The organism is Enterobacter cloacae complex sp. P15RS, assembly GCF_014895905.1.
GTDB lineage: Bacteria > Pseudomonadota > Gammaproteobacteria > Enterobacterales > Enterobacteriaceae > Enterobacter > Enterobacter quasihormaechei.
This window is the reverse complement of sequence record NZ_JADBQL010000033.1, coordinates 53,669-77,339: the sequence shown is the minus strand read 5'-3', so window position 1 is coordinate 77,339 and position 23,671 is coordinate 53,669. Positions and strand designations below refer to the sequence as shown.

The 23,671-nt window shown below is 55.9% G+C and carries 19 protein-coding genes; 11 read left to right on the top strand and 8 right to left on the bottom strand.

Translation table 11 applies throughout. The features are described 5' to 3' along the window. Positions 1-63: 63 nt before the first annotated feature. Positions 64-2,007, bottom strand: coding sequence for a bifunctional 2',3'-cyclic-nucleotide 2'-phosphodiesterase/3'-nucleotidase (locus IM267_RS18805; protein WP_193034044.1), 1,944 nt, complete (start codon positions 2,005-2,007; stop codon positions 64-66). A gap of 190 nt (positions 2,008-2,197) precedes the next feature. On the opposite strand from IM267_RS18805, the gene cysQ reads away from it, so the two are divergent. Then, complete coding sequence (gene cysQ / locus IM267_RS18800) at positions 2,198-2,938, top strand: 3'(2'),5'-bisphosphate nucleotidase CysQ (RefSeq protein WP_015572488.1); 741 nt, start codon at positions 2,198-2,200, stop codon at positions 2,936-2,938. Here cysQ and IM267_RS18795 read toward each other — a convergent pair. After that, complete coding sequence (locus IM267_RS18795) at positions 2,932-3,489, bottom strand: YtfJ family protein (protein WP_193034043.1); 558 nt, start codon at positions 3,487-3,489, stop codon at positions 2,932-2,934. The genes cysQ and IM267_RS18795 overlap by 7 nt on opposite strands. A gap of 324 nt (positions 3,490-3,813) precedes the next feature. Between IM267_RS18795 and IM267_RS18790 the strand changes: the two genes are divergently transcribed. Further along, positions 3,814-4,020 (top strand): DUF1107 domain-containing protein, encoded by a 207-nt coding sequence (locus tag IM267_RS18790; protein WP_003856054.1) that lies wholly within the window; start codon positions 3,814-3,816, stop codon positions 4,018-4,020. 76 nt (positions 4,021-4,096) lie between these two features. Here the strand turns inward: IM267_RS18790 and IM267_RS18785 are convergent, their stop codons facing one another. Both IM267_RS18785 and msrA read right to left on the bottom strand, forming a co-directional pair. Then, positions 4,097-5,434 carry a hemolysin family protein gene (locus IM267_RS18785; protein WP_006810357.1) on the bottom strand — a complete coding sequence of 446 codons (1,338 nt, stop codon included), beginning with the start codon at positions 5,432-5,434 and terminating at the stop codon, positions 4,097-4,099. Positions 5,435-5,659: 225 nt separating this feature from the next. After that, complete coding sequence (gene msrA, locus IM267_RS18780; protein WP_063867179.1) at positions 5,660-6,301, bottom strand: peptide-methionine (S)-S-oxide reductase MsrA; 642 nt, start codon at positions 6,299-6,301, stop codon at positions 5,660-5,662. A 224-nt stretch (positions 6,302-6,525) separates the two neighbouring features. Here msrA and tamA point away from each other — a divergent pair, with 224 nt between their 5' ends. From tamA to IM267_RS18765, 3 genes are read left to right on the top strand one after another with little or no spacing between them, the layout of a single operon-like run. Beyond that, positions 6,526-8,259 (top strand): autotransporter assembly complex protein TamA, encoded by a 1,734-nt coding sequence (gene tamA, locus IM267_RS18775; protein ID WP_064910242.1) that lies wholly within the window; start codon positions 6,526-6,528, stop codon positions 8,257-8,259. Further along, entirely contained in the window at positions 8,256-12,032 is a 3,777-nt protein-coding gene (tamB, locus tag IM267_RS18770) for an autotransporter assembly complex protein TamB (RefSeq protein WP_193034042.1), read from the top strand. Before tamA ends, tamB begins: the two co-directional genes overlap by 4 nt. A 2-nt stretch (positions 12,033-12,034) precedes the next feature. Continuing rightward, positions 12,035-12,379: a gamma-glutamylcyclotransferase gene (locus IM267_RS18765; protein ID WP_063867186.1), complete on the top strand. Its 345-nt coding sequence runs from the start codon at positions 12,035-12,037 to the stop codon at positions 12,377-12,379. A 314-nt stretch (positions 12,380-12,693) separates the two neighbouring features. Here the strand turns inward: IM267_RS18765 and IM267_RS18760 are convergent, their stop codons facing one another. From IM267_RS18760 to ppa, 3 genes are all read right to left on the bottom strand, one after another. Beyond that, a complete protein-coding gene (locus IM267_RS18760) occupies positions 12,694-13,164 on the bottom strand; it encodes a hypothetical protein (protein ID WP_063146639.1) in 471 nt (156 codons plus the stop codon). Continuing rightward, positions 13,161-13,745: a hypothetical protein gene (locus tag IM267_RS18755; protein ID WP_063146638.1), complete on the bottom strand. Its 585-nt coding sequence runs from the start codon at positions 13,743-13,745 to the stop codon at positions 13,161-13,163. The genes IM267_RS18760 and IM267_RS18755 overlap by 4 nt, the downstream gene beginning before the upstream one ends. A gap of 217 nt (positions 13,746-13,962) precedes the next feature. Next, positions 13,963-14,493 (bottom strand): inorganic diphosphatase, encoded by a 531-nt coding sequence (gene ppa, locus IM267_RS18750; RefSeq protein WP_006810347.1) that lies wholly within the window; start codon positions 14,491-14,493, stop codon positions 13,963-13,965. A gap of 309 nt (positions 14,494-14,802) precedes the next feature. Between ppa and ytfQ the strand changes: the two genes are divergently transcribed. The 5 genes from ytfQ (at position 14,803) to IM267_RS18725 (ending at position 21,050) form a co-directional block, all read left to right on the top strand. Next, the gene (gene ytfQ / locus IM267_RS18745) at positions 14,803-15,759 is read left to right on the top strand and encodes a galactofuranose ABC transporter substrate-binding protein YtfQ (RefSeq protein ID WP_112792401.1); all 957 of its coding nucleotides are present in this window, start codon (positions 14,803-14,805) and stop codon (positions 15,757-15,759) included. Between the two features lie 102 nt (positions 15,760-15,861). Continuing rightward, entirely contained in the window at positions 15,862-17,364 is a 1,503-nt protein-coding gene (gene ytfR, locus IM267_RS18740; protein ID WP_193034041.1) for a galactofuranose ABC transporter, ATP-binding protein YtfR, read from the top strand. Between the two features lie 10 nt (positions 17,365-17,374). Continuing rightward, positions 17,375-18,400: a galactofuranose ABC transporter, ATP-binding protein YtfT gene (gene ytfT / locus IM267_RS18735; protein WP_193034040.1), complete on the top strand. Its 1,026-nt coding sequence runs from the start codon at positions 17,375-17,377 to the stop codon at positions 18,398-18,400. Continuing rightward, a complete protein-coding gene (yjfF, locus tag IM267_RS18730; RefSeq protein WP_063867193.1) occupies positions 18,387-19,388 on the top strand; it encodes a galactofuranose ABC transporter, permease protein YjfF in 1,002 nt (333 codons plus the stop codon). Before ytfT ends, yjfF begins: the two co-directional genes overlap by 14 nt. Positions 19,389-19,481: 93 nt before the next feature. After that, a complete protein-coding gene (locus IM267_RS18725) occupies positions 19,482-21,050 on the top strand; it encodes a methyl-accepting chemotaxis protein (RefSeq protein WP_107534529.1) in 1,569 nt (522 codons plus the stop codon). Positions 21,051-21,088: 38 nt separating this feature from the next. Here the strand turns inward: IM267_RS18725 and fbp are convergent, their stop codons facing one another. Next, positions 21,089-22,087 (bottom strand): class 1 fructose-bisphosphatase, encoded by a 999-nt coding sequence (fbp, locus tag IM267_RS18720; protein WP_063450890.1) that lies wholly within the window; start codon positions 22,085-22,087, stop codon positions 21,089-21,091. Positions 22,088-22,266: 179 nt separating this feature from the next. Between fbp and mpl the strand changes: the two genes are divergently transcribed. Beyond that, positions 22,267-23,640, top strand: a complete 1,374-nt coding sequence (gene mpl, locus IM267_RS18715) for a UDP-N-acetylmuramate:L-alanyl-gamma-D-glutamyl-meso-diaminopimelate ligase (RefSeq protein ID WP_102750474.1) — start codon at positions 22,267-22,269, stop codon at positions 23,638-23,640. The last annotated feature ends 31 nt before the right edge of the window (positions 23,641-23,671 follow it).

The window sequence follows — 23,671 nt, the reverse complement described above, 5'->3', positions numbered from 1 at the left end:
GTATCCGGTCTAAAGTGTTATCCATGTTTCCGGTTCATACCGAAGCGCCACCCGGCAATTACACTACTTGCTCAAATCCACCTGATAAATCGCGAACCCGATATCATCCGTCGCGACCTTTTTCATCGGATACTGCGCGTTATCCCTGATAAACGAGGCTGCTTTATCGGACGGTGATGTCTCAAAGCGAATATCCAGCGTCGTGTCGCTGTGGATTGGCGCCAGACGCCAGTTATTGTCCACCGCCGGATGAATTTCACCCGCCTTTTTCGACTCTGCGCTAATCCACGCCGCCAGCACCGAGCGGTTCTCGTCCGGCGAGGCAAAGGCGATGTGGCTGTCACCCGTACCGGCAAACTTACCGCCGTAGGCGCGGTAGTTGTTGGTCACCACCAGGAAGGTGGCATTCGGGTCAATGGCCTTGCCGTTGAAGGTCAGGTTTTTAATGCGCTCCGCCTGCGGATTAATGGCCTGGCATTCGCCGTCATATTTCGCGGGCTGGGTAACATCAATCTGATACTTCACGCCGTCGATCACGTCGAAGTTGTAGGTGCGGAAACCGTCCCAGTTAATCAGCGACTGCGGCTTGCTGCTATGCGGATCGATCTGATTGAACTGCCCGGCAGAGCACTCCAGCCACTCCTTCACCTCTTTTCCCGTGGCTTTCACCACCACGAGGGTGTTGGGATAGAGGTAGAGATCGGCGGCATTACGGAAGGTCAGCTGGCCTTTTTCCACCTCAACGTAGCTGGCCGGATCGTTCTTACGTCCGCCCACTTTGAATGGCGCCGCGGCAGACAATACCGGCAGATTGGCCAGGTCCGGATCGCCCTGAATATAGTCCTCGACGTAGGCTTTCTGCGCCATGTTGACTACCTGTACGGTCGGATCGTCCTGTACCAGCGCCAGGAAGCTGTACATGTTGTCGGCGGATTTACCGATCGGCTTGCTGACAAATTCACGCGTGGCGTCGTGATCGTGCTTCAGGACGTCGACCAGCGCTTTGTCTTCATTCGCGAGTGATTTTTTGGCCACCGCGTCGTAGATCGGGCGCGCTTCCGCCTTCGACTGGGTGACTTTCCAGCTTCCGCTGTCGTTGTTCAACACCAGATCCACCACCCCGAGGTGATCGCCCCACATCCCCGGCATCACCGCTGGCACGCCGTTGAGCGTGCCTTTTTCAATATCTGCGCCTTTGATGCTGGCGAAGTCTTTACCCGGGAAGGCGGCGTGGGCGTGGCCGAACAGGATCGCATCGACGCCCGGTACCTGGCTGAGGTAATACACCGAGTTCTCAGCCATCGCCCGATACGGATCTGCCGACAGGCCTGAGTGGGCCACCACAACCACCACGTCCGCGCCTTTGGCACGCATTTCCGGCACGTATTTGCGCGCCGTTTCGGTAATATCGTTGACGGTCACTTTCCCGTCGAGGTTGGCTTTATCCCACGTCATGATTTGCGGCGGTACAAAGCCGATATAACCGATTTTCAGCGTCTGTTTTTTACCGTCCTTGTCGACCACTTCGGTCTCTTTAATCACGTAAGGGGTAAAAAGCGGCTTCTCCGTCTTAACGTCGATGATATTGGCGTTAACGTACGGGAACGTTGCCCCTGCCAGCGCGTCGTGCAGGTATTTCAGGCCGTAGTTAAATTCGTGATTACCGAGGTTGCCGACGGCATAGTCCAGCGTATTCATTGCCTTATAAACAGGATGGATCTCGCCTTTCTTCAGCCCCTTCGCCGCCATATAGTCGCCGAGCGGGCTGCCCTGAATGAGATCGCCGTTGTCCACCAGCACGCTGTTTTTTACTTCACCGCGGGCGGCGTTGATTAAACTTGCCGTACGTACCAGTCCGAATTTTTCGACAGGCGTATCTTTGTAGTAATCGAAGTCCATCATGTTGCCGTGCAGATCGGTCGTTTCCAGAATACGGAGATCCACCGTCGCTGCCTGAACGCTGGCCGCAATCAGCGTTGCCAGGAGCGTTGCGCTAAACTTAATCATCTGAGGAGTCCTTTTTTCGATCCAAGCCACAAAAGAATATGTATGTAGTATTTGTTGCTTACAGAAGTGTGAATGCTGCCAGAAAAAAGAGCGCTGAAACCAGAATTGCTTCACAGATAGCGGAATTGTTCACATTACGATATAACTAAAACAATAAGTTATGCCCACTGCGTTAACGAAGAGGTGGAGAATGTTAGATAAAATTTGTCAGCTCGCACGGGATGCAGGTGATGCCATTATGCAGGTGTACGACGGTGCAAAACCGATGGACGTTGTCAGCAAAGCGGACGACTCCCCGGTGACGGCGGCGGATATCGCGGCGCATGCGGTGATCCTGAAAGGCTTGCAGGCCCTGACGCCGGATATTCCGGTCCTTTCTGAAGAAGCGCCCCAGAGCTGGGACGAACGTCAGCACTGGCAGCGTTACTGGCTGGTCGATCCGCTGGACGGCACGAAAGAGTTCATCAAGCGTAACGGTGAGTTCACAGTCAACATCGCCCTGATTGAAAAAGGAAAGGCGGTGCTCGGCGTGGTCTACGCCCCGGTGATGAAGGTGATGTACAGCGCGGCGGAAGGCAAAGCCTGGAAGGAAGAGTGCGGCGTACGTAAGCAGATCCAGGTGCGCGATGCCCGTCCTCCGCTGGTGGTGATCAGCCGCTCGCATAGCGACAGCGAGCTGGAAGAGTACCTGCAACAGCTGGGCGAACACCAGACGACGTCGATCGGATCGTCGCTGAAGTTTTGCCTGGTGGCAGAAGGGCAGGCGCAGCTGTACCCCCGTTTTGGGCCGACTAACGTCTGGGATACCGCCGCAGGCCACGCCGTTGCCGCAGCGGCGGGCGCGCATGTGCATGACTGGCAGGGTAAGCCGCTGGACTATACCCCGCGCGAGTCATTCCTGAACCCGGGCTTCCGGGTGTCACTCTACTGATCCAGCAGCTTGTGCAGCAGGGCAACCACCTGCTGCACCTCATCCTGCGTCAGCGCCCCGTCTTTAACCCACTGCACGCGGCCCGCTTTATCCAGCACGATAATCGCTGAGCCCTCCTCTTCCAGCTGCCACGCCTTACGCGTCACGCCGTTGCTGTCGACAATAAACTGCGACCACGGATAGAGCTTTTTATTGCTTTCGAGGCTTGAGCGCACAAACATCCCGGAGCCGGGAATCGCATCGTCGGTATTCACGATGGTGGTGGTCTGGTAGCGATCGTGCGGGAGTTTTGCGGTCTTGATCGCCTCCACAAGGGTCGCGTTTTTCTCTTTTGCGGATGTACGTCCGGCAATATGTTGTACAACTCTCACTTTGCCCGCGAGCTGCGCGCTATTCCAGGCTTTATAGCTAAACTTATCATTGTCGAGAATCAATTCTCCCCGGTCAGCAATACCGACCGGCGGAACACGTTCTCCTTTTTCAATGTTGTGTGCGGAAGCCATCAGCGGCAGCAACAGGCAAGCTGCTGCCAGGAGGTTACGTAGGGTCATGGTGTTTCCTTATTGTGAGCAGGTGATCCGACCACTTGGTCATGCGCTTTTAATCATAAGTGCGATCAATGGGCTTTTCCCGCAATCCCGATGCCAGTTTGCGGGCGAACGCACATATCCACGCAAAAACGACGGCATATACTGCTCTGCATCACGCTTTGCAAAGATTATTCTGAATAATTGTAATCAAACGGTAAATAAACTTATGCACACTGGGTAAGTACGAGGTTCTGGTCTATAGTCATTGGGCATCAAAATTTGCGCTCAGGACAGTCGGGCCGATTGTGGCACCGCAAGGGCGTATGATTCGCAGGAGATACAAGAATGAAAATTTTCCAACGCTACAACCCGCTTCAGGTGGCGAAGTACGTGAAGATCCTGTTCCGTGGACGGTTGTATATCAAGGATGTTGGCGCTTTTGAGTTCGATAAGGGCAAAATCCTTATCCCAAAAGTGAAGGACAAACAGCACTTGTCTGTGATGTCCGAAGTCAACCGTCAGGTTATGCGTCTGCAAACTGAGATGGCTTAACCAACGTGCTATGCAGTAGTAGTTAAAAAGACGGCTCCCGATGGGAGCCGTTGATGTTTGTGGGGCAGGCGAAGGATTACGCCGACACCTTCTCTTCCGCATCTGGCAGTTTCGGTACCAGCACGGTCGGTTTACTATCAATGCGTGTCACCAGCAGCTGGTCGATGCGGTAGTTATCAATATCCACCACTTCAAACTTGAAGCCGGAGAACTTCACCGAGTCGGTACGTTTCGGGATCTTACGCAGCATAAACATCATAAAGCCGCCGATGGTCTCGTAGTTTCCGGACTGCGGGAACTCGTCGATATCCAGCACGCGCATCACGTCCTCAATCGGCGTACCGCCGTCAATCAGCCATGAGTTCTCGTCACGCTGCACAATTTGCTCTTCCAGCCCCTGGCCGACCAGGTCGCCCATCAGCGTCGTCATGACGTCGTTGAGGGTGATAATCCCCACCACCAGCGCATATTCGTTCATGATCACCGCGAAGTCTTCACCCGCAGTTTTGAAGCTTTCCAGCGCTTCGGAGAGCGTCAGGGTGTCCGGCACAATCAGGGTATTGCGGATCTGCACGCCGCTGTTCAGCGCCAGGCTCTGGTTTGCCAGCACGCGGTTCAGCAGGTCTTTGGAGTCCACATAGCCGATGATATGGTCGATATCTTCGTTACAGACCAGGAATTTGGAGTGCGGATGCTGCGCCACTTTGGTCTTCAGGCTCTGCTCATCTTCATGCAGATCGAACCAGATGATGTTCTCACGGCCGGTCATGGAAGAGGGAACGGTACGGGATTCCAGTTCGAAAACGTTCTCAATCAGCTCGTGTTCCTGCTTGCGCAGCACGCCTGCCAGCGCCCCGGCTTCCACCACGGCGTAAATATCATCGGATGTGATGTCGTCTTTACGCACCATCGGCAGCTTGAAGATGCGGAAAATGACGTTCGCCAGGCCGTTAAAGAACCACACCAGCGGGCGGAAGACGTACAGACAGAAGCGCATCGGGTTGATGATACGCAAAGCCACAGCTTCTGGCGCAATCATACCGATGCGTTTCGGGGTCAGGTCCGCGAATAGAATGAACAAACCGGTGACCAGCGAGAAGGAGAGGATGAAGCTCAACTGCTCGGCCAGCTCTACGGACATGTACTTTACAAAGAGGCTATAAAACGCCGGAGAAAATGCTGCATCGCCCACGATACCGCCAAGAATGGCGACCGCGTTAAGGCCAATCTGCACCACGGTAAAGAACATGCCGGGATTTTCCTGCATTTTCAAAATGCGTGATGCGTTGATGTTGCCCTCGTCGGCAAGCAGCTTCAGTTTGATTTTACGGGAAGCAGCCAGCGAGATCTCCGATATCGAGAAAAATGCACTGACGGCAATAAGACAAAGTATTACTAAAATACTGTTTAACATAGTTTATCCGGCTTCTCGCCAGATCCTCAGAAGGGGAGTTGATACCATTCGTGTGAAGACACATTGAAGTCAGCTCGTAGCGTTGAGCCGATTATTTCAGCGGTAGTATAGCGTAAAGGCGTGTAAATCTGCCAGAGGTCACGTTTTCGACAAATAAGGTGGGCCTGCGGCGGGGAGTGTGGTTGAGTTATGCGCCACGCGGCTCGCGTGGCGCTAGTGCAGTAATCAGGCGTGCTGTGGAGGCAGGCAAACGCCGATGCCGCCAATCCCGCAGTAGCCGTACGGATTTTTATGCAGATACTGCTGGTGATCGTCTTCAGCATAGTAGAACGGTTTCGCGGTAGCGATTTCGGTCGTCACCTGGCGTTTATCGCCAGCGGCCTGCATCGCTTCCTGGAAACGCGTCAGGCTGGCGTGGGCCGCGGCCTCCTGCTCTGGGGTGAGCGGATAAATAGCCGAACGGTATTGGGTGCCGTGATCGTTACCCTGACGCATGCCCTGCGCCGGGTCATGGTTTTCCCAGAACACCTGGAGCAGCTGTTCATAGCTGATAACGCTCGGGTCATACACCACACGGACCGCCTCGGCATGCCCGGTTTCGCCGGAACAGACTTCGCGGTAGGTTGGGTTAGGCGTATACCCTCCGGTGTAGCCCGCAGCGGTACTGTAAACGCCCGGCAGCTGCCAGAACAGGCGCTCTACGCCCCAGAAGCAGCCCATGGCAAACAGGGCGATCTCCATTCCATCAGGAACATTTGTCATTGAATGGTTGTTTACGGCGTGTAATGTCGCCACTGGCATAGGGGTGTTGCGTCCCGGTAACGCATCGGCTTGTGATACCAGATGCTTTTTATCGAATAAACTCACGGTGGGGCCTCCCGGGTAGCGTTGTTTCGGTTAAGGTTGTCACGAAGCGTTTAATTGAACACAATAAATGCGATGAATGAGTCTAGATTTAATCATAAGAAATATTTGGGTGTTGCACCCTTTTTCAACCCGTAATTTGGGTTTTTGGCCAGCAGGCCGTATTTTGCCGCGGAGCGGCACTGCATTTGCTTCCAGGGTGGAAACAGGGATATTCAGGAGAAAACGTGACAAAGATCCGCCAGTTATGTTTAGTCAGTTTAATGCTGACAAGCGGGATTGCCAGCGCGGCGAATGTCCGTTTGCAGGTTGAGGGGTTATCCGGGGCGCTGGAAAAAAACGTGCGTGCGCAGCTTTCCACCATCCAGAGCGATGAAGTGACGCCGGATCGGCGTTTTCGCGCGCGCGTGGATGACGCCATTCGCGAAGGCTTAAAGGCGTTGGGGTACTACGAACCCACCATCGATTTCGACTTACGCCCGCCGCCGGCGAAGGGGCGTCAGGTATTGATTGCCCGCGTTTCGCCGGGCGAACCCGTCCTGATTGGTGGCACGAACGTGGTGCTGCGCGGCGGTGCGCGCACGGATCGGGACTACCTGGATCTGCTCAGCAACCGCCCGAAAGTGGGCACCGTGCTCAATCACGGGGATTACGATCGCTTTAAAAAGTCGTTGACCAACGTTTCCCTGCGTAAAGGCTATTTCGACAGCAAGTTCAACAAAAGCCAGCTGGGCGTTGCGCTTGAGCGACGTCAGGCATTCTGGGATATCGACTACGACAGCGGCGAACGCTATCGGTTTGGCGATGTAACCTTCGAAGGATCGCAGATCCGTGACGAGTATCTGCAAAATCTGGTGCCGTTCAAAAAGGGCGACTACTACCAGTCCAGCGACCTCGGCGAGCTGAACCGTCGTTTGTCCGCTACCGGCTGGTTTAACTCCGTGGTGGTGGCGCCTGAATTTGAAAAATCCCGTAAAACGAAGGTATTACCGCTGCATGGCGTGGTCTCTCCGCGCACCGAGAACACCATTGAGACCGGTGTCGGCTACTCCACGGACGTCGGCCCGCGCGTGAAGGCCTCGTGGAGAAAACCGTGGATGAACTCCTACGGCCACAGCCTGACCACCAGCGTCAGCCTCTCTGCGCCTGAACAGCAGCTGGACTTCAGCTACAAAATGCCGCTGCTGAAAAACCCGCTTGAGCAATATTACCTGGTGCAGGGCGGCTTTAAGCGTACCGATTTGAACGATACCGAGCAGGATTCGACGACGCTTGCGGTCTCACGCTTCTGGGATCTCTCCAGCGGCTGGCAGCGCGCCATTAACCTGCGCTGGAGCCTCGATCACTTTACCCAGGCCAACGTCACCAACACCACCATGCTGCTTTATCCGGGTGTGATGATCAGCCGCACACGCTCGCGCGGCGGCCTGATGCCGACCTGGGGCGATTCCCAGCGCTACTCCATCGATTATTCCAACACCGCCTGGGGATCCGACGTGGACTTCTCCGTCTTTCAGGCGCAAAACGTCTGGATCCGCACGCTGTATGACAAACACCGCTTTGTGATGCGCGGCAATCTCGGCTGGATTGAGACGGGTGATTTTGAGCGCGTTCCGCCGGACCTGCGCTTCTTCGCCGGGGGCGACCGCAGCATTCGCGGGTATAAGTACAAGTCGATCTCACCTGAAAACGAAAAAGGCCAGCTGACCGGGGCCTCTAAGCTGGCGACCGGCTCGCTGGAGTACCAGTACAACGTCAGCGGCAAATGGTGGGGCGCCATGTTTGTCGACAGCGGTGAAGCGGTAAACGATATCCGCCGCAGCGATTTCAAAACCGGCGCGGGCGTAGGCGTGCGCTGGCAGTCACCGGTCGGGCCGATCAAGCTCGATTTCGCCGTTCCGGTGGGTGACAAAGAAGAACACGGTTTACAGTTTTACATCGGTCTGGGGCCTGAATTATGAGTTTATGGAAGAAGATAAGCCTCGGAGTGCTGATTTTTATCGTATTGCTGCTGGGCACGGTGGCGTTTCTGGTGGGCACCACCACGGGCCTGCATCTGTTGTTTAACGCCGCGAACCGCTGGGTGCCGGGGCTGGAAATCGGCCAGGTGACGGGCGGCTGGCGCGATCTGCGCCTGAAAAATATCCGCTATGAACAGCCCGGCGTGGCGGTGAACGCGGGCGAGTTTCATATGGCGGTGAAGCTGGGCTGCCTGCGGGACAGCAGGCTGTGCGTAAACGATCTGTCGTTAAAAGACGTAAACGTGGCGATAGATTCCAAAAAAATGCCGAAGTCTGAGCCCGTCGAGGAAGAGGATAGCGGCCCGCTTAACCTCTCCACGCCGTACCCGATTGCGCTCTACCGGGTTGCGCTGGATAACGTCAACGTCAAAATCGACGATACGACGGTATCGGTGATGGATTTCACCTCCGGTCTGCGCTGGCAGGAGAAAAACCTCACCCTGACCCCAACTTCCCTGCAAGGGCTGCTGATTGCGCTGCCGAAGGTGGCCGACGTGGCGCAGGAAGAGATCGTCGAGCCGAAGATCCAGAACCCTCAGCCGGAAGAAAAACCGCTGGGTGAAACGCTGAAAGATCTCTTCTCGAAACCGGTGCTGCCGGAGATGACCGACGTGCATCTGCCGCTGAACCTCAATATCGAAGAGTTTAAGGGCGAGCAGCTGCGTCTGACGGGTGATACCGATCTGACGGTCTACAACATGCTGCTTAAAGTCAGCAGCATCGACGGCAACATGAAGCTCGACGCGCTGGATATCGACTCCAGTCAGGGCTCGGTGAACGCCTCAGGTAACGCGCAGCTGCGCGACAACTGGCCGGTGGATATTACTCTGAACAGTGCCCTGAACATCGATCCGCTGAAGGGCGAAAAGGTGAAGGTGAAGGTCGGCGGTGCGCTGCGCGAGAAGCTTGAGTTCGGCGTGAACCTGTCCGGCCCGGTGGATATGGTGCTGCGCGGGCAAACCCAGCTGGCAGAAGCCGGTTTACCGCTCAACCTTGAGATTGTCAGCAAGCAGCTTTACTGGCCATTCACCGGCGAAAAGCAGTTCCAGGCCGACGATCTGAAGCTGAAGCTGAGTGGCAAAATGACCGACTACACGCTGTCGTTCCGCACGGCAGTGAAGGGGCAGGGGGTACCGCCCGCCGATATCACCCTGGATGCGAAGGGTAACGAGTTGCAGGTAAACCTCGACAAGCTGACCGTGGCAGCGCTGGAAGGAAAAACCGAGCTGACCGCGCTGCTCGACTGGCAGCAGGCGATCAGCTGGCGCGGCGAGCTGAAGCTGGCCGGGATCAACACCGCCAAAGAGGTACCGGACTGGCCGTCAAAACTCGACGGCTTGATCAAAACCCGCGGCAGCCTGTACGGCGGCACCTGGCAGATGGACGTGCCGGAAATCAAGCTGACCGGCAACGTGAAGCAGAACAAAATCAACGTAGAGGGCTCGGTTAAGGGCAACAGCTATCTCCAGTGGGTGATCCCGGGCCTGCACGTGGCGCTGGGCCGCAACACGGCGGATATCAAAGGCGAGCTGGGGGTAAAAGACCTCGATCTGGATGCCACCATCGACGCGCCAAACCTTGATAACGCCCTGCCGGGCCTTGGCGGTACGGCGAAAGGGTTAGTGAAGGTTCGCGGTACGGTGGAAGCGCCGCAGTTGCTGGCGGACATTACCGCTAACAACCTGCGCTGGCAGGAACTCTCCATTGCTCGCGTGCGCGTAGAAGGGGACGTGAAATCCACCGATCAGATCGGAGGTAGCCTCAACCTGCGCGTGGAGCGTATTTCTCAGCCTGACGTGAACATCAGCCTGGTGACGCTTGCGGCGAAAGGTAACGAGAAGCAGCACGATCTCCAGTTGCGCGTGCAGGGCGAGCCGGTCTCCGGGCAACTGCACCTGACCGGCAGCTTTGACCGCAACGCGACGCGCTGGAAAGGGCAACTGGACAACACCCGCTTCAGCACGCCGGTTGGACCGCTGGTGCTGTCCCGATCCATCGCGCTGGACTACCGCAACGCAGAGCAGAAAATCAGCATTGGACCGCACTGCTGGACCAACCCGAACGCCGAGCTGTGCGTGCCGCAGACCATTGATGCGGGCGCGGAAGGACGCGCGCAGATCAACCTCAACCGTTTTGACCTGGCCATGCTGAAACCGTTTATGCCGGAAACCACCCAGGCGAGCGGGGTCTTTAGCGGTAAAGCGGACGTCGCGTGGGACACCACCAAAGAGGGGCTGCCGCAGGGCAGCGTGAGTCTCTCCGGGCGTAACGTGAAGGTCACGCAGGAGGTCAATGACGCGCCGCTGCCGGTGGCGTTCGACACCCTGAATCTGAATGCCGACCTGCGTAACAACCGCGCGGAGCTGGGGTGGCTTATTCGTCTGACCAACAACGGTCAGCTTGACGGCCAGGTGCAAATTACCGATCCGCAAGGGCGGCGCAACCTCGGCGGCAACGTCAATATTCGCAACTTCAACCTGGCGATGGTGAATCCGATTTTCTCGCGGGGTGAAAAAGCGGCGGGTATGCTCAGCGCCAACCTGCGCCTGGCGGGAGATGCGCAAAGCCCGCAGCTGTTTGGCCAGATGCGGTTAAGCGGCGTGGACATCGACGGTAACTTTATGCCGTTCGATATGCAGCCAAGCCAGCTTGCGATGAACTTTAACGGTCAAAGCTCAACCCTCAGTGGTTCAGTGCTGACGCAGCAGGGACAAATCAACCTGAGCGGCGACGCAGACTGGAGCCAGCTTGATAACTGGCGCGCCCGTATTGCGGCCAAAGGCAGCAGGGTGCGTATCACGGTACCGCCGATGGTGCGGCTGGACGTATCGCCAGATGTGGTCTTTGAGGCCACGCCAAGCTTCTTCACGCTGGACGGCCGCGTCGACGTCCCGTGGGCGCGCATCGTGGTTCACGAGGTGCCGGAAAGCGCGGTTGGCGTCTCCAGTGATGAAGTTATGCTCAATGAAAATCTGAAACCTGTTGAACAGAAGAGCGCTGGCATACCGATCAATAGTAATCTTATCGTGCACGTGGGGAATAACGTGCGTTTGGACGCGTTTGGGCTGAAGGCGAGACTCACGGGTGACCTGAAAGTGGCGCAGGATCAGCAGGGGCTGGGCCTGAATGGACAAATCAATATTCCTGAAGGGCGCTTCCATGCCTACGGTCAGGATTTGATTGTGCGTAAAGGTGAGCTGCTGTTCTCCGGTCCACCGGATCAGCCGGTCCTGAATATCGAAGCGATCCGTAACCCGGAAGCCACCGAAGATGATGTGATTGCGGGCGTGCGCGTGACGGGCTCCGCCGATGAACCTAAGGCAGAGATCTTCTCTGACCCGGCCATGTCGCAACAGGAAGCGCTCTCTTACCTGCTGCGCGGACAGGGTCTGGATAGCCAACAGGGCGATGGTGCGGCAATGACGTCAATGTTAGTCGGTCTGGGGGTTGCACAAAGTGGTCAGGTTGTGGGTAAAATCGGCGAGACGTTTGGCGTAAGCAATCTGGCGCTGGACACTCAGGGCGTGGGTGACTCTTCGCAGGTAGTGGTCAGCGGCTATGTACTGCCGGGTCTACAGGTAAAATATGGCGTGGGGATCTTTGACTCACTGGCTACACTCACGTTACGTTACCGCCTGATGCCTAAGCTATATCTGGAAGCAGTGTCCGGCGTAGACCAGGCACTTGATCTGCTCTATCAGTTTGAGTTTTAGCAATGCGAATATTTGTTTACGGCAGTTTACGAACCAAGCAAGGCAACAGCCACTGGATGACAAACGCCCAGTTGCTGGGAAATTACACAATCGAAAACTATCAGCTGTACAGTCTGGGCCACTATCCAGGCGCGGTTCCGGGGAACGGAACGGTACAGGGTGAGGTTTATCGTATTGATAATGCTACGCTGGCCGAACTTGATGCCTTGCGCACCAGGGGCGGTGAATACGCTCGCCAGTTGATCCAGACGCCTTACGGCAGTGCATGGATGTACGTGTACCAACGTTCGGTCGACGGGTTAACGCTGATTGAAAGCGGTAACTGGTTAGACAGAGACCAGTTATGAAAAACGACAACGCCACCGTAAGGTGGCGTTGTTTTTTGTTCAATCAGCTTTGTTCTGTATCCTTGCGCCGGGTTAAAAACAAAGGAATGAACAGCATGATGTACGGGGCGATAAGCCATAACAAACACAAGGAGCGTGAACGGCCATAGTAGTTTATGCACCGCGTATTGCTTGAAATGACGGGCAGAAAGAACAGTAAAAACAGCAGAATCGCATAATCGCTTCGATAAGGGATCCATAAGTAAAACATAAACCAGGCAAGCTGGAACGTCATGATGCAGAGATACTGCCCTTTGCTGTCTTTGCCATAGCAATCAAACGCCTTTATGTAGCCCATCTTTATGCTTTGAAGAAAGAAACTTAGCATGTATTACGCTCACGATCGCGACGGTCAGGAGAGTGCTCGTCAGCAACGCCCCTAAAAAATAGCTGTGGGTGATGTCAGTAGCACCAGAGCCTAAAGTATGCAATTTACTATAACCTCTATCTACTGCAACAAAAAGAGTATATAGCCCAATATTAATACAGAACTGAAGCAGACATGAAACTACAATATTTTTGGGGATTCTCTTTAATATAATGAGTAACACGTAAATAATACATGCTGAAAGGGCGAAGTAGAGCCCGTTAAATAAACTGGATACTAATGAGGGGGTTGTTTCGTTAAATATTAAATCATTGGTCCCATAATACCATGCCAAGTATTCAATGTACGTGCTTCTGCCGAAGATAAACGCGGCAATGATAAGGATGGTTAAACTTACTAAATGACTTTTTTTACTCATAGTTTTGCTCCTTTTGAGAGCAGCTCTTTCATTGTCTTACTGGCTTCTAGCTGATCTTTGATTATGGCAAGATCACGCGTATTATGGTTATATTTTGCAATAGCGGTTGGTGTACCTTTTCCACCATTATCCATAAAAAAGATAATATCCTTACGACCATAAAGGAGAACATGTGGAATGGGATCTCGACCATAACTCACCGCCTGTGGCAGGGAGTGGATAGACTCTGTAGTGAGGAACCGAGGAATATTCTCAAGTTCAATATTGCCTAACGGCGTTGTGGCAACAAGGGAGCCGATAAAATCGGTTGTATACACTAGCGTATCTGTATCTTTAGTCGTGACTTTTGAACCCGTAAGGTATTTTATCTGTTGCCAAAGGGTAATATCTTTTGGGGTAACTTTAACCCCATCCATGAACATGTCTTGCTTACGTTTTAGCTGAATGACAGTACGGTGCACCTGCGTTAAAGAGGGGCTGATTTCTCCAAAAGAAGGCATAAGGCCATCGCGGGAATACAGCCTTTCAATAATAAAATAAATTCCAGTTGGGCGGGCTACATCAATGTTAATGGATGACATATGAATCCAATAATAAATGGGGATTAATGTTCATCATGACAGTATGTTGTGAACAGCCAAGCTATTCAACCACTCCCACCATAATTAATAGGGATATTTTTTCATTTTTGAATGCCTCGCCCAAAATGAATGAGATTCTTCTTAAAAATCATCTGTAGGGCTTTTAACCAGAGAAAAAAAAGCCCCGACGCGCGGGGCTTAGTATCAGCAGTAAGAATTACTTCTTAGCTGCACGTTCGAAAGAGGCGATGATTTCTGCTTTCGCCGCTTCTGCGTTATCCCAGCCTTCAACTTTAACCCATTTGCCTTTTTCGAGATCTTTGTAGTGCTCGAAGAAGTGGGCGATCTGCGCTTTCAGCAGCTCTGGCAGGTCGTTCACATCTTTAATGTGATCGTATTCTTTGCTCAGCTTGGTGTGCGGTACGGCAACCAGTTTCGCATCTTCACCCGCTTCGTCGGTCATTTTCAGCACGCCAACAGGACGGCAGCGAATGACGGAGCCTGGCTGCAATGGGTATGGCGTTGGGACCAGTACGTCAACCGGGTCACCGTCCAGAGACAGGGTGTGGTTGATGTAGCCGTAGTTGCACGGATAGAACATGGCGGTGGACATGAAACGGTCAACGAACAGCGCGCCGGTGTCTTTGTCGATTTCGTATTTGATTGGATCTGCGTTGGCCGGGATTTCGATAACCACGTAGATGTCTTCTGGCAGTTCTTTACCCGCAGGGACGTTGAGTAAGCTCATGTCGGTGTCCTTCAAAATGGATGGTAAACAAGTGGCAAGTATTATAGCCAACTGGCGCTGAAAGTCTTCGCCTGTTTTCGTCTTATCTCCCCCGCGCCTTCACTTTTCAGACCGTTTCCATGACAGGATAATCCATAAACTCAGCCGCATTTTAAATGTGGAAATGAAAGCGATTACAAACTTGTGATTAACGTTTTATTCACTTTTCTGAAGTGTGACGTAACGCAATCCGTAACATATTCCATTGGCTATAGTTCATCCGCAGAACATCTTTTAACCAACAATAACCTACCCTACGAGGACGTTCATATGTGGAAGCGCTTACTTCTTGTTACAGCAGTTTCGGCAGCCATGTCGTCTATGGCGATGGCCGCACCGTTAACCGTTGGATTTTCGCAGGTCGGATCTGAATCCGGCTGGCGCGCCGCTGAAACGAACGTGGCGAAAAGTGAGGCTGAAAAGCGCGGTATTACGCTGAAAATCGCTGATGGTCAGCAAAAGCAAGAGAACCAGATCAAAGCGGTGCGCTCATTTATCGCCCAGGGCGTGGATGCCATCTTTATCGCCCCGGTTGTCGCGACGGGCTGGGAGCCGGTGCTGAAGGAAGCCAAAGATGCTGAAATTCCTGTCTTCCTGCTCGACCGTTCCATCGACGTAAAAGACAAATCTCTCTATATGACCACCGTCACCGCCGATAACGTGCTGGAAGGCAAACTGATTGGTGACTGGCTGGTGAAGCAGGTGGATGGCAAGCCGTGTAACGTGGTTGAGTTGCAGGGAACGGTTGGTGCGAGCGTCGCGATCGACCGCAAGAAAGGGTTCGCGCAGGCCATCGCCAGCGCGCCAAACATTAAGATCGTCCGTTCTCAGTCCGGCGACTTCACCCGCAGCAAGGGTAAAGAGGTCATGGAAAGCTTCATCAAGGCAGAAAATAACGGCAAAAATATCTGCATGGTTTACGCCCATAACGACGACATGGCGATCGGCGCCATTCAGGCCATCAAAGAAGCGGGCCTGAAGCCGGGCAAAGATATCCTTACCGGCTCGATCGACGGCGTGCCGGACATCTACAAAGCGATGATTGACGGCGAAGCGAACGCCAGCGTTGAGCTGACGCCAAACATGGCGGGCCCGGCATTCGACGCGCTGGAGAAATTCAAGAAAGACGGCACGGTGCCTGAAAAAGTGACGGTCACCAAATCCACGCTCTACCTGCCGGACACGGCGAAAGAAGAGTTAGAGAAGAAGAAAAATATGGGCTACTGATCAGTGACATTGCCGGGTGGCGCGGCGCTTACCCGCCCTACGATACGCTCATTTGTAGGCCGGATAAGCGTAGCGTCATCCGGCTTAATGCAGGGGGAAATCATGACCACCGAACAACACCAGGAAATCCTCCGCACCGAGGGCCTGAGTAAATTTTTCCCAGGCGTTAAGGCGCTGGATAACGTTGATTTCACCCTGCGGCGAGGGGAGATCATGGCGTTGCTCGGCGAAAACGGCGCGGGGAAGTCGACGCTGATTAAAACCCTGACGGGGGTATATCACGCCGATCGCGGCGCTATCTGGCTGGAAGGTAACGCGATTTCGCCAAAGAATACCGCGCATGCCCAGCAGCTGGGGATCGGCACGGTCTACCAGGAAGTGAACCTGCTGCCAAACATGTCGGTAGCGGACAACCTGTTTATAGGCCGCGAGCCCAGACGTTTTGGCCTGCTGCGCCGCAAAGAGATGGAAGCGCGCGCCACGAAGCTGATGGAGTCTTATGATTTCTCTCTCGACGTGCGCGAACCGCTGAACCGCTTTTCCGTGGCGATGCAGCAGATCGTCGCGATCTGTCGCGCTATCGATCTCTCGGCGAAAGTGCTGATCCTCGATGAACCCACCGCCAGCCTCGATACCCAGGAAGTGGAGATGCTTTTTACCCTGATGCGCCAGCTGCGCGATCAGGGCGTGAGCCTGATCTTTGTTACGCACTTTCTCGATCAGGTTTACGAGGTAAGCGACCGCATTACGGTGCTGCGCAACGGCGGCTTTGTCGGCTGCCGGGAAACCCGCGAGCTGCCGCAGATTGAGCTGGTCAAAATGATGCTGGGCCGCGAGCTGGAGACCAACGCACTCCAGCGCGCGGGCCGCACGCTGCTGAGCGAAAAACCGATCGCCGCCTTTCACGACTACGGCAAAAAAGGAACCATCGCGCCGTTTAACCTGGAGGTGCGCCCCGGCGAAATTGTGGGTCTGGCGGGTCTGTTAGGCTCCGGACGCACCGAAACCGCCGAAGTGATCTTCGGGATCAGGCCCGCCGACAGCGGAACGGCGCTGATCAAAGGCAAACCGCAAACGCTACGCTCGCCGCATCAGGCGTCGTGCCTCGGGGTGGGCTTCTGCCCGGAAGACAGGAAAACGGACGGAATTATTGCCGCCGCCTCGGTGCGGGAAAACATCATTCTGGCGCTACAGGCCCAGCGCGGCTGGCTGCGTCCGATCCCGCGTAAAGAGCAAAACGTCATTGCCGAGCGCTTTATCCGCCAGCTCGGTATACGTACCCCGAGCGCCGAACAGCCCATTGAGTTTCTCTCCGGCGGCAACCAGCAGAAGGTGCTGCTCTCTCGCTGGCTGCTGACCAAACCGCAGTTCCTGATCCTCGACGAGCCCACGCGCGGCATCGACGTGGGCGCGCACGTCGAAATCATCCGGCTTATCGAAACGCTGTGTGCCGACGGTCTGGCGCTGCTGGTGATCTCGTCTGAGCTGGAGGAGCTGGTTGGCTATGCCGATCGCGTCATTATCATGCGCGATCGCAGGCAGGTGGCTGAGATCCCGCTGGATAAGCTGTCCGTTCCGGCGATCATGAATGCCATCGCGGCGTAAGGAGTCAAATGTGATGTCCCGTTCTCTTTCGCAAACTGGCGAAGCGAAGCGCCGCTTCAGCTGGCCGACCGGCACGCCGCAAATCGTAGCGCTGCTGCTGGTGCTGCTGGTGGATAGCCTGGTAGCCCCGCATTTTTTCCAGATCGTCGTGCAGGATGGCCGCCTGTTTGGTAGCCCGATCGACATCTTAAACCGTGCCGCGCCCGTGGCGCTGCTGGCGATTGGCATGACGCTGGTGATTGCCACCGGCGGGATCGACCTCTCCGTCGGTGCGGTAATGGCGATTGCGGGCGCCACCGCTGCCTCAATGACCGTTGCCGGGCACAGCCTGCCGGTGGTTCTGCTCGCCGCGCTGGGGTCCGGCGTATTAGCCGGGCTGTGGAACGGCATTCTGGTCGCGGTGCTCAAGATCCAGCCGTTTGTCGCGACGTTGATTTTGATGGTGGCCGGGCGCGGCGTGGCGCAGCTTATTACCTCCGGTCAAATCGTCACCTTTAGCTCCCCGAGCCTGGCGTGGATCGGCAGCGGTAACGTCCTGTTCTTCCCGACGCCGGTGATCGTTGCCCTCGTGACGCTGGTTATATTTTGGCTTTTCACCCGCAAAACGGCGCTCGGGATGTTCATTGAAGCGGTGGGGATTAACATTCGGGCCGCGAAAAACGCCGGGGTGAATACCCGGCTGATGGTGATGCTGACCTACGTCCTGAGCGGCGTCTGCGCCGCGATTGCCGGGGTGATCGTGGCCGCCGATATTCGCGGGGCGGATGCCAACAACGCCGGGCTCTGGCTGGAGCTGGACGCGATCCTCGCGGTGGTGATCGGCGGCGGATCGCTGATGGGCGGACGGTTTAACCTGCTGCTCTCGGTGGTGGGGGCGCTGATTATTCAGGGTATGAATACCGGTATTTTGCTCTCCGGCTTCCAGCCGGAGCTCAATCAGGTCGTCAAAGCGGTCGTGGTGCTTATCGTACTTATCGTGCAGTCGCCGCGCTTTATCACTCTCATTAAGGGGATCCGCGGTCATGATAAAACGTAATTTGCCGTTAACGATCACGCTGGGCGTGTTCGTGCTGGGCTACCTCTATTGCCTGACCCAGTTCCCGGGGTTCGCCTCCACGCGGGTGATTTGCAACATTCTGACCGATAACGCGTTTCTCGGGATTATTGCCGTCGGCATGACCTTTGTGATCCTCTCCGGCGGGATCGACCTCTCCGTTGGGTCGGTGATCGCCTTTACCGGCGTGTTCCTCGCCAAGGCCATTGGCTACTGGGGCATTTCGCCGCTGCTGGCGTTCCCGCTGGTGCTGGCCATGGGCTGCGCGTTCGGCGCCTTTATGGGGCTTTTAATCGACGCGCTGAAAATCCCGGCGTTTATCATCACCCTTGCCGGGATGTTCTTCCTGCGCGGCGTGAGCTATCTGGTGTCGGAGGAGTCGATTCCGATTAACCATCCGATCTACGACACGCTCTCCAGCCTGGCGTGGAAAATTCCCGGCGGAGGGCGCCTGAGCGCGATGGGGCTGCTGATGCTGGGCGTGGTGGTGATCGGGATCTTCCTCGCCCACCGTACCCGGTTTGGTAATCAGGTGTATGCCATTGGCGGCAGCGCCACGTCCGCGAACCTGATGGGGATTTCCACGCGCAGCACCACCATCCGCATCTATATGCTTTCGACCGGCCTTGCCACGCTCGCGGGGATTGTGTTTTCGGTGTACACCCAGGCAGGCTATGCGCTGGCGGGGGTGGGGGTTGAGCTGGACGCCATTGCCTCGGTGGTCATCGGCGGCACGCTGCTCAGCGGCGGAGTGGGGACGGTGCTGGGCACGCTATTTGGCGTGGCGATCCAGGGGCTGATTCAGACCTACATCAACTTCGACGGCACGCTCAGCTCCTGGTGGACCAAAATCGCCATTGGCATTCTGCTGTTTATTTTTATCGCGCTTCAGCGCGGCCTGACGGTGCTGTGGGAGAACCGCCAAAGCTCGCCTGTTACCCGTGTAAATACCTCTGTTACAGGGCGATAACGTGCTGATATTGCTTAAAGTCTAAACATTTTCCGGTAGCGGCCGATACTCTTTTTTTATGCCCAGAAATATCTCGCTACCGGAAATAACATCATGCTTAAAACGCTATCGATTCGTACCGGCTTGCTCTCTTTACTGGCCGTTATGACCCTTCTGCTGCTGATTGTCAGCGGCATCGGCATTTATGCCCTTACACAAAGCTCCGCTTCTCTCCAGCGCATCAATCACCTTCAGGGTGAACAGATGGTGCAGCTGAATGCCGGCTATACGCTGATCCTGCGCGCGCGTAACGAAGCGGGTCAGGCCGTCCGCATGATGGAGGTCGGGCTGCTGGACGATGCGGCCAAGGCGGTCAAAACCATTAACCAGGAAGTGACGCTGGCACAGAAAACGCTGAAGGGCGTGATCGGCGGTGGCGTGGCGGATGAACAGGGACAAAAGCTGCTGGATAAGGTCGCCGCGAGCCTGGCGGTGTACAACCAGCAGGGCATCACCCCGATGCTGAACGCCCTGAACGAGCAAAGCGCGGACGGCTATTACGATCTGCTGGAAAGCAAGCTGGTGCCGGTGGCGAAGCAGTTTGATAACGATATGCAGGCGTTCCAGGCGTGGAGCGAGGCGCGCGGCAAAGCGGAAGTGAGCGCCGTGCAGGCGAGTAAAACCCGCGTGCTGATCCTGATTATCGTCGCGGCGCTGCTGACGGCAGGCATTATCGTGCTGGCCTGGCTGGTGCTGCGCCATATGCTGCTCAAGCCGCTTTCAGCCTCAATTGCCCAGCTGGAACACGTGGCGGCAGGGGATTTGACCTACGCCCTGAACGCGCCTGCGAGCCAGGAATTTAATCGCCTCAACGCGGCCATCGAAGAGATGCGTCAGTCGCTGATGGGCTCCGTCCTGCGCGTGCGCGACGCCAGCTCGCAGATTGATACCGGCAGCCGCGAGCTGACGGCCGGGAACCTGAACCTTGCCCAGCGCACGGAATCCACCGCCACGTCGCTGGAGCAGACGGCCGCCAGCATGGAAGAGATCACCGCCACGGTGAAACGTAACGCCGAAAACGCCGGGCAGGCGCACCAGCTGGCGCAGTCGGTCTCCGACACCGCCGATCGCGGCAGCGAAATGGTGTGCTACGTCATCGAGAAGATGCGCGATATCTCCGGCAGCGCGGCGCGCATCGCCGATATCCTGAGTGTTATCGACGGGATCGCCTTCCAGACCAATATTCTGGCGCTGAACGCGTCCGTAGAAGCGGCGCGTGCGGGCGAGCAGGGACGGGGTTTTGCGGTCGTGGCGGGTGAGGTGCGCAATCTCGCCAGCCGCAGTGCCGATGCCGCGAAAGAGATCCGCTCGCTTATCAGCGATTCGCAAACCCACGTGAACGAGGGCAGCGAGCTGGCGCAACAGGCCGGTGAGACGATGGACGAGATCGCCACCGAAGTGCTGCGTATGACCAAACTGATGCGAGAAATTGCAACGGCGTCTCAGGAGCAGAGCCGCGGCATTGAGCAGGTGAATATCGCCGTTAATCAGATGGATGAAACGGCACAGCAAAACGCGGCGCTGGTTCAACAATCCTCTGCGGCAACACGTTCCCTGGAGGCGCAGTCGCGCGAGCTGATGGAGGCGATGGCCTCCTTCAGGCTGACGGCGCAAACGGCATGATAAAAAAAGGGGAGCCTGTCAGGCTCCCCTTTTACGCCTTACGCGTCCGGGAATTCGCGGATCATGCGTTCAACGTCTTCCACCATATGGTTGTTGCCGACGAAGAACGAACGGCGCTGGTGCAGGCTTTCCGGCACGATATCCAGAATACGCTCTTTACCGTCGCTCGCCTTGCCGCCCGCCTGCTCGGCCAGGAACGCCATCGGGTTGCACTCGTACAGCAGACGCAGCTTCCCGTCAGGGTGGCTTGCCGTGCTTGGATAAAGGTAAATCCCGCCCTTCAGCAGGTTGCGGTGGAAATCCGCCACCAGCGAGCCGATATAGCGCGAGGTGTACGGGCGCTGCGTGGCTTTATCCTCTTCCTGGCAGAATTTGATGTACTTCTTCACGCCGTTCGGGAATTTGATGTAGTTGCCTTCGTTGATGGAGTAGGTATTGCCCTTCTCCGGGAAGCGCATACGCTCCTGGCACAGGCAGAACACGCCCAGTGACGGATCGTAGGTAAAGGCGTGTACGCCGCAGCCGGTGGTGTACACCAGCATGGTGGACGAGCCATACACCACGTAGCCGGCAGCAACCTGATTGCTGCCCGGTTGCAGGAAGTCTTCTTCCGTCACCGGTGTGCCAACCGGCGTAACGCGACGGTAGATGGAGAAAATGGTACCAACAGAAACGTTAACGTCGATGTTGGAGGAGCCGTCGAGCGGATCCATCAGAACAACGTATTTCGCGTGTTCGCACCCTTCGAAGACGACGATCTCATCTTCTTCTTCAGAGGCGATACCCGCAACGATGTCGCGCGCGCGCAGTGCTGCTTTCAGTTTTTCATTGGCGAACAGGTCGAGTTTTTGCTGAACCTCACCCTGAACGTTCTCGGCACCGCTGGCACCCAGGATATCGACCAGACCGGCCTTGTTGATATCGCGGTGGATGATCTTAGCGCCCAGCTTTATTGCCGACAGCAAAGCAGTGAGCTCACCCGTAGCATGAGAGAACTCGTGCTGCTTTTCGACAATAAATTCACCTAACGTTTTCATAACACTTTCCCTGCATCTTATGTTGAGTAAAGCGGTTGATGTCCAACAATCTTAACAAACATTCAAATATTAGCGCAGAGGTGAATCGCGCCAGCAAAATACGGATTTACCTGAAATGCGTTTCACAGCCGCTGACATGTGGGTAAAATGTGCGCCACATTGAAGAAGGATAGTGACGTATGCGCATTCATATATTGGGGATTTGTGGCACTTTCATGGGCGGACTGGCAATGCTGGCGCGCTCGCTGGGCCATGAAGTGACAGGTTCGGACGCCAATGTGTATCCGCCGATGAGCACGCTGCTGGAGAAGCAGGGAATTTCTCTGATTCAGGGATACGACGCCAGCCAGCTGGAGCCGCAGCCGGATCTGGTGATTGTTGGCAACGCCATGACCCGTGGGAATCCATGCGTTGAAGCGGTGCTGGAACGCAATATCCCGTACATGTCTGGCCCGCAGTGGCTGCATGATTTTGTCCTGCGCGACCGCTGGGTGGTCGCCGTTGCCGGGACGCACGGCAAAACCACCACCGCCGGCATGGCGACCTGGATCCTCGAAGCCTGCGGTTACAAGCCGGGCTTCGTGATCGGCGGCGTGCCGGGGAATTTTGACGTTTCCGCGCGTCTGGGCGACAGCCCGTTCTTTGTGATTGAAGCGGATGAATACGACTGCGCATTCTTCGACAAGCGATCCAAATTCGTGCACTACTGCCCGCGCACGCTGATCCTCAACAACCTTGAGTTCGATCACGCGGATATCTTTGACGACCTGAAGGCGATCCAGAAACAGTTCCACCACCTGGTGCGCATCGTGCCGGGCCAAGGCCGTATCATCCTGCCGGAGAACGACATCAACCTGAAGCAGACCCTGGCGATGGGCTGCTGGAGCGAGCAGGAGCTGGTGGGCGAGCAGGGCCACTGGCAGGCGAAAAAACTCAACGCCGATGCTTCCGAGTGGGAAGTGCTGCTCGACGGTGAGAAAGTCGGTGAAGTGAAGTGGGGCCTGGTGGGCGAACACAACATGCACAACGGCCTGATGGCGATAGCGGCGGCGCGTCATGTGGGGGTTCTGCCTGCGGATGCTGCCAGTGCGCTGGGCACGTTTATCAACGCCCGTCGTCGTCTGGAACTGCGTGGCGAAGCCCACGGCGTGACGGTGTACGACGATTTCGCGCACCACCCAACCGCCATTCTGGCGACGCTTGCCGCATTGCGTGGCAAAGTTGGCGGCACCGCGCGCATTCTGGCCGTACTGGAACCGCGTTCAAACACCATGAAAATGGGGATCTGCAAAGACGATCTCGCGCCGTCCTTAGGGCGTGCCGACGAAGTCTTCCTGCTGCAACCGCAGCATATTCCGTGGCAGGTGGCCGAGGTGGCCGATGCCTGCATTCAGCCGGCGCACTGGAGTGCGGACGTGGATGTCTTAGCGGATATGGTGGTGAAAGCCGCACAGCCTGGCGACCACATTCTGGTGATGAGCAACGGCGGGTTTGGTGGGATCCATCAGAAGCTGCTGGACGGTCTGGCGAAGAAAGCCGCAGCCGCAGCGTAAAAAAAAGCCCGGTGGCGCTAGCGCTTACCGG

Bases quoted from the DNA above. Each gene is read 5' to 3' on its own strand.
- IM267_RS18805 (WP_193034044.1), bottom strand. From the start codon at position 2,007: ATGATTAAGTTTAGCGCAACGCTCCTGGCAACGCTGATTGCGGCCAGC.
- cysQ (WP_015572488.1), top strand. From the start codon at position 2,198: ATGTTAGATAAAATTTGTCAGCTCGCACGGGATGCAGGTGATGCCATT.
- IM267_RS18795 (WP_193034043.1), bottom strand. From the start codon at position 3,489: ATGACCCTACGTAACCTCCTGGCAGCAGCTTGCCTGTTGCTGCCGCTG.
- IM267_RS18790 (WP_003856054.1), top strand. From the start codon at position 3,814: ATGAAAATTTTCCAACGCTACAACCCGCTTCAGGTGGCGAAGTACGTG.
- IM267_RS18785 (WP_006810357.1), bottom strand. From the start codon at position 5,434: ATGTTAAACAGTATTTTAGTAATACTTTGTCTTATTGCCGTCAGTGCA.
- tamB (WP_193034042.1), top strand. From the start codon at position 8,256: ATGAGTTTATGGAAGAAGATAAGCCTCGGAGTGCTGATTTTTATCGTA.
- IM267_RS18765 (WP_063867186.1), top strand. From the start codon at position 12,035: ATGCGAATATTTGTTTACGGCAGTTTACGAACCAAGCAAGGCAACAGC.
- IM267_RS18760 (WP_063146639.1), bottom strand. From the start codon at position 13,164: ATGAGTAAAAAAAGTCATTTAGTAAGTTTAACCATCCTTATCATTGCC.
- IM267_RS18755 (WP_063146638.1), bottom strand. From the start codon at position 13,745: ATGTCATCCATTAACATTGATGTAGCCCGCCCAACTGGAATTTATTTT.
- ppa (WP_006810347.1), bottom strand. From the start codon at position 14,493: ATGAGCTTACTCAACGTCCCTGCGGGTAAAGAACTGCCAGAAGACATC.
- ytfQ (WP_112792401.1), top strand. From the start codon at position 14,803: ATGTGGAAGCGCTTACTTCTTGTTACAGCAGTTTCGGCAGCCATGTCG.
- ytfR (WP_193034041.1), top strand. From the start codon at position 15,862: ATGACCACCGAACAACACCAGGAAATCCTCCGCACCGAGGGCCTGAGT.
- yjfF (WP_063867193.1), top strand. From the start codon at position 18,387: ATGATAAAACGTAATTTGCCGTTAACGATCACGCTGGGCGTGTTCGTG.
- IM267_RS18725 (WP_107534529.1), top strand. From the start codon at position 19,482: ATGCTTAAAACGCTATCGATTCGTACCGGCTTGCTCTCTTTACTGGCC.
- fbp (WP_063450890.1), bottom strand. From the start codon at position 22,087: ATGAAAACGTTAGGTGAATTTATTGTCGAAAAGCAGCACGAGTTCTCT.
- mpl (WP_102750474.1), top strand. From the start codon at position 22,267: ATGCGCATTCATATATTGGGGATTTGTGGCACTTTCATGGGCGGACTG.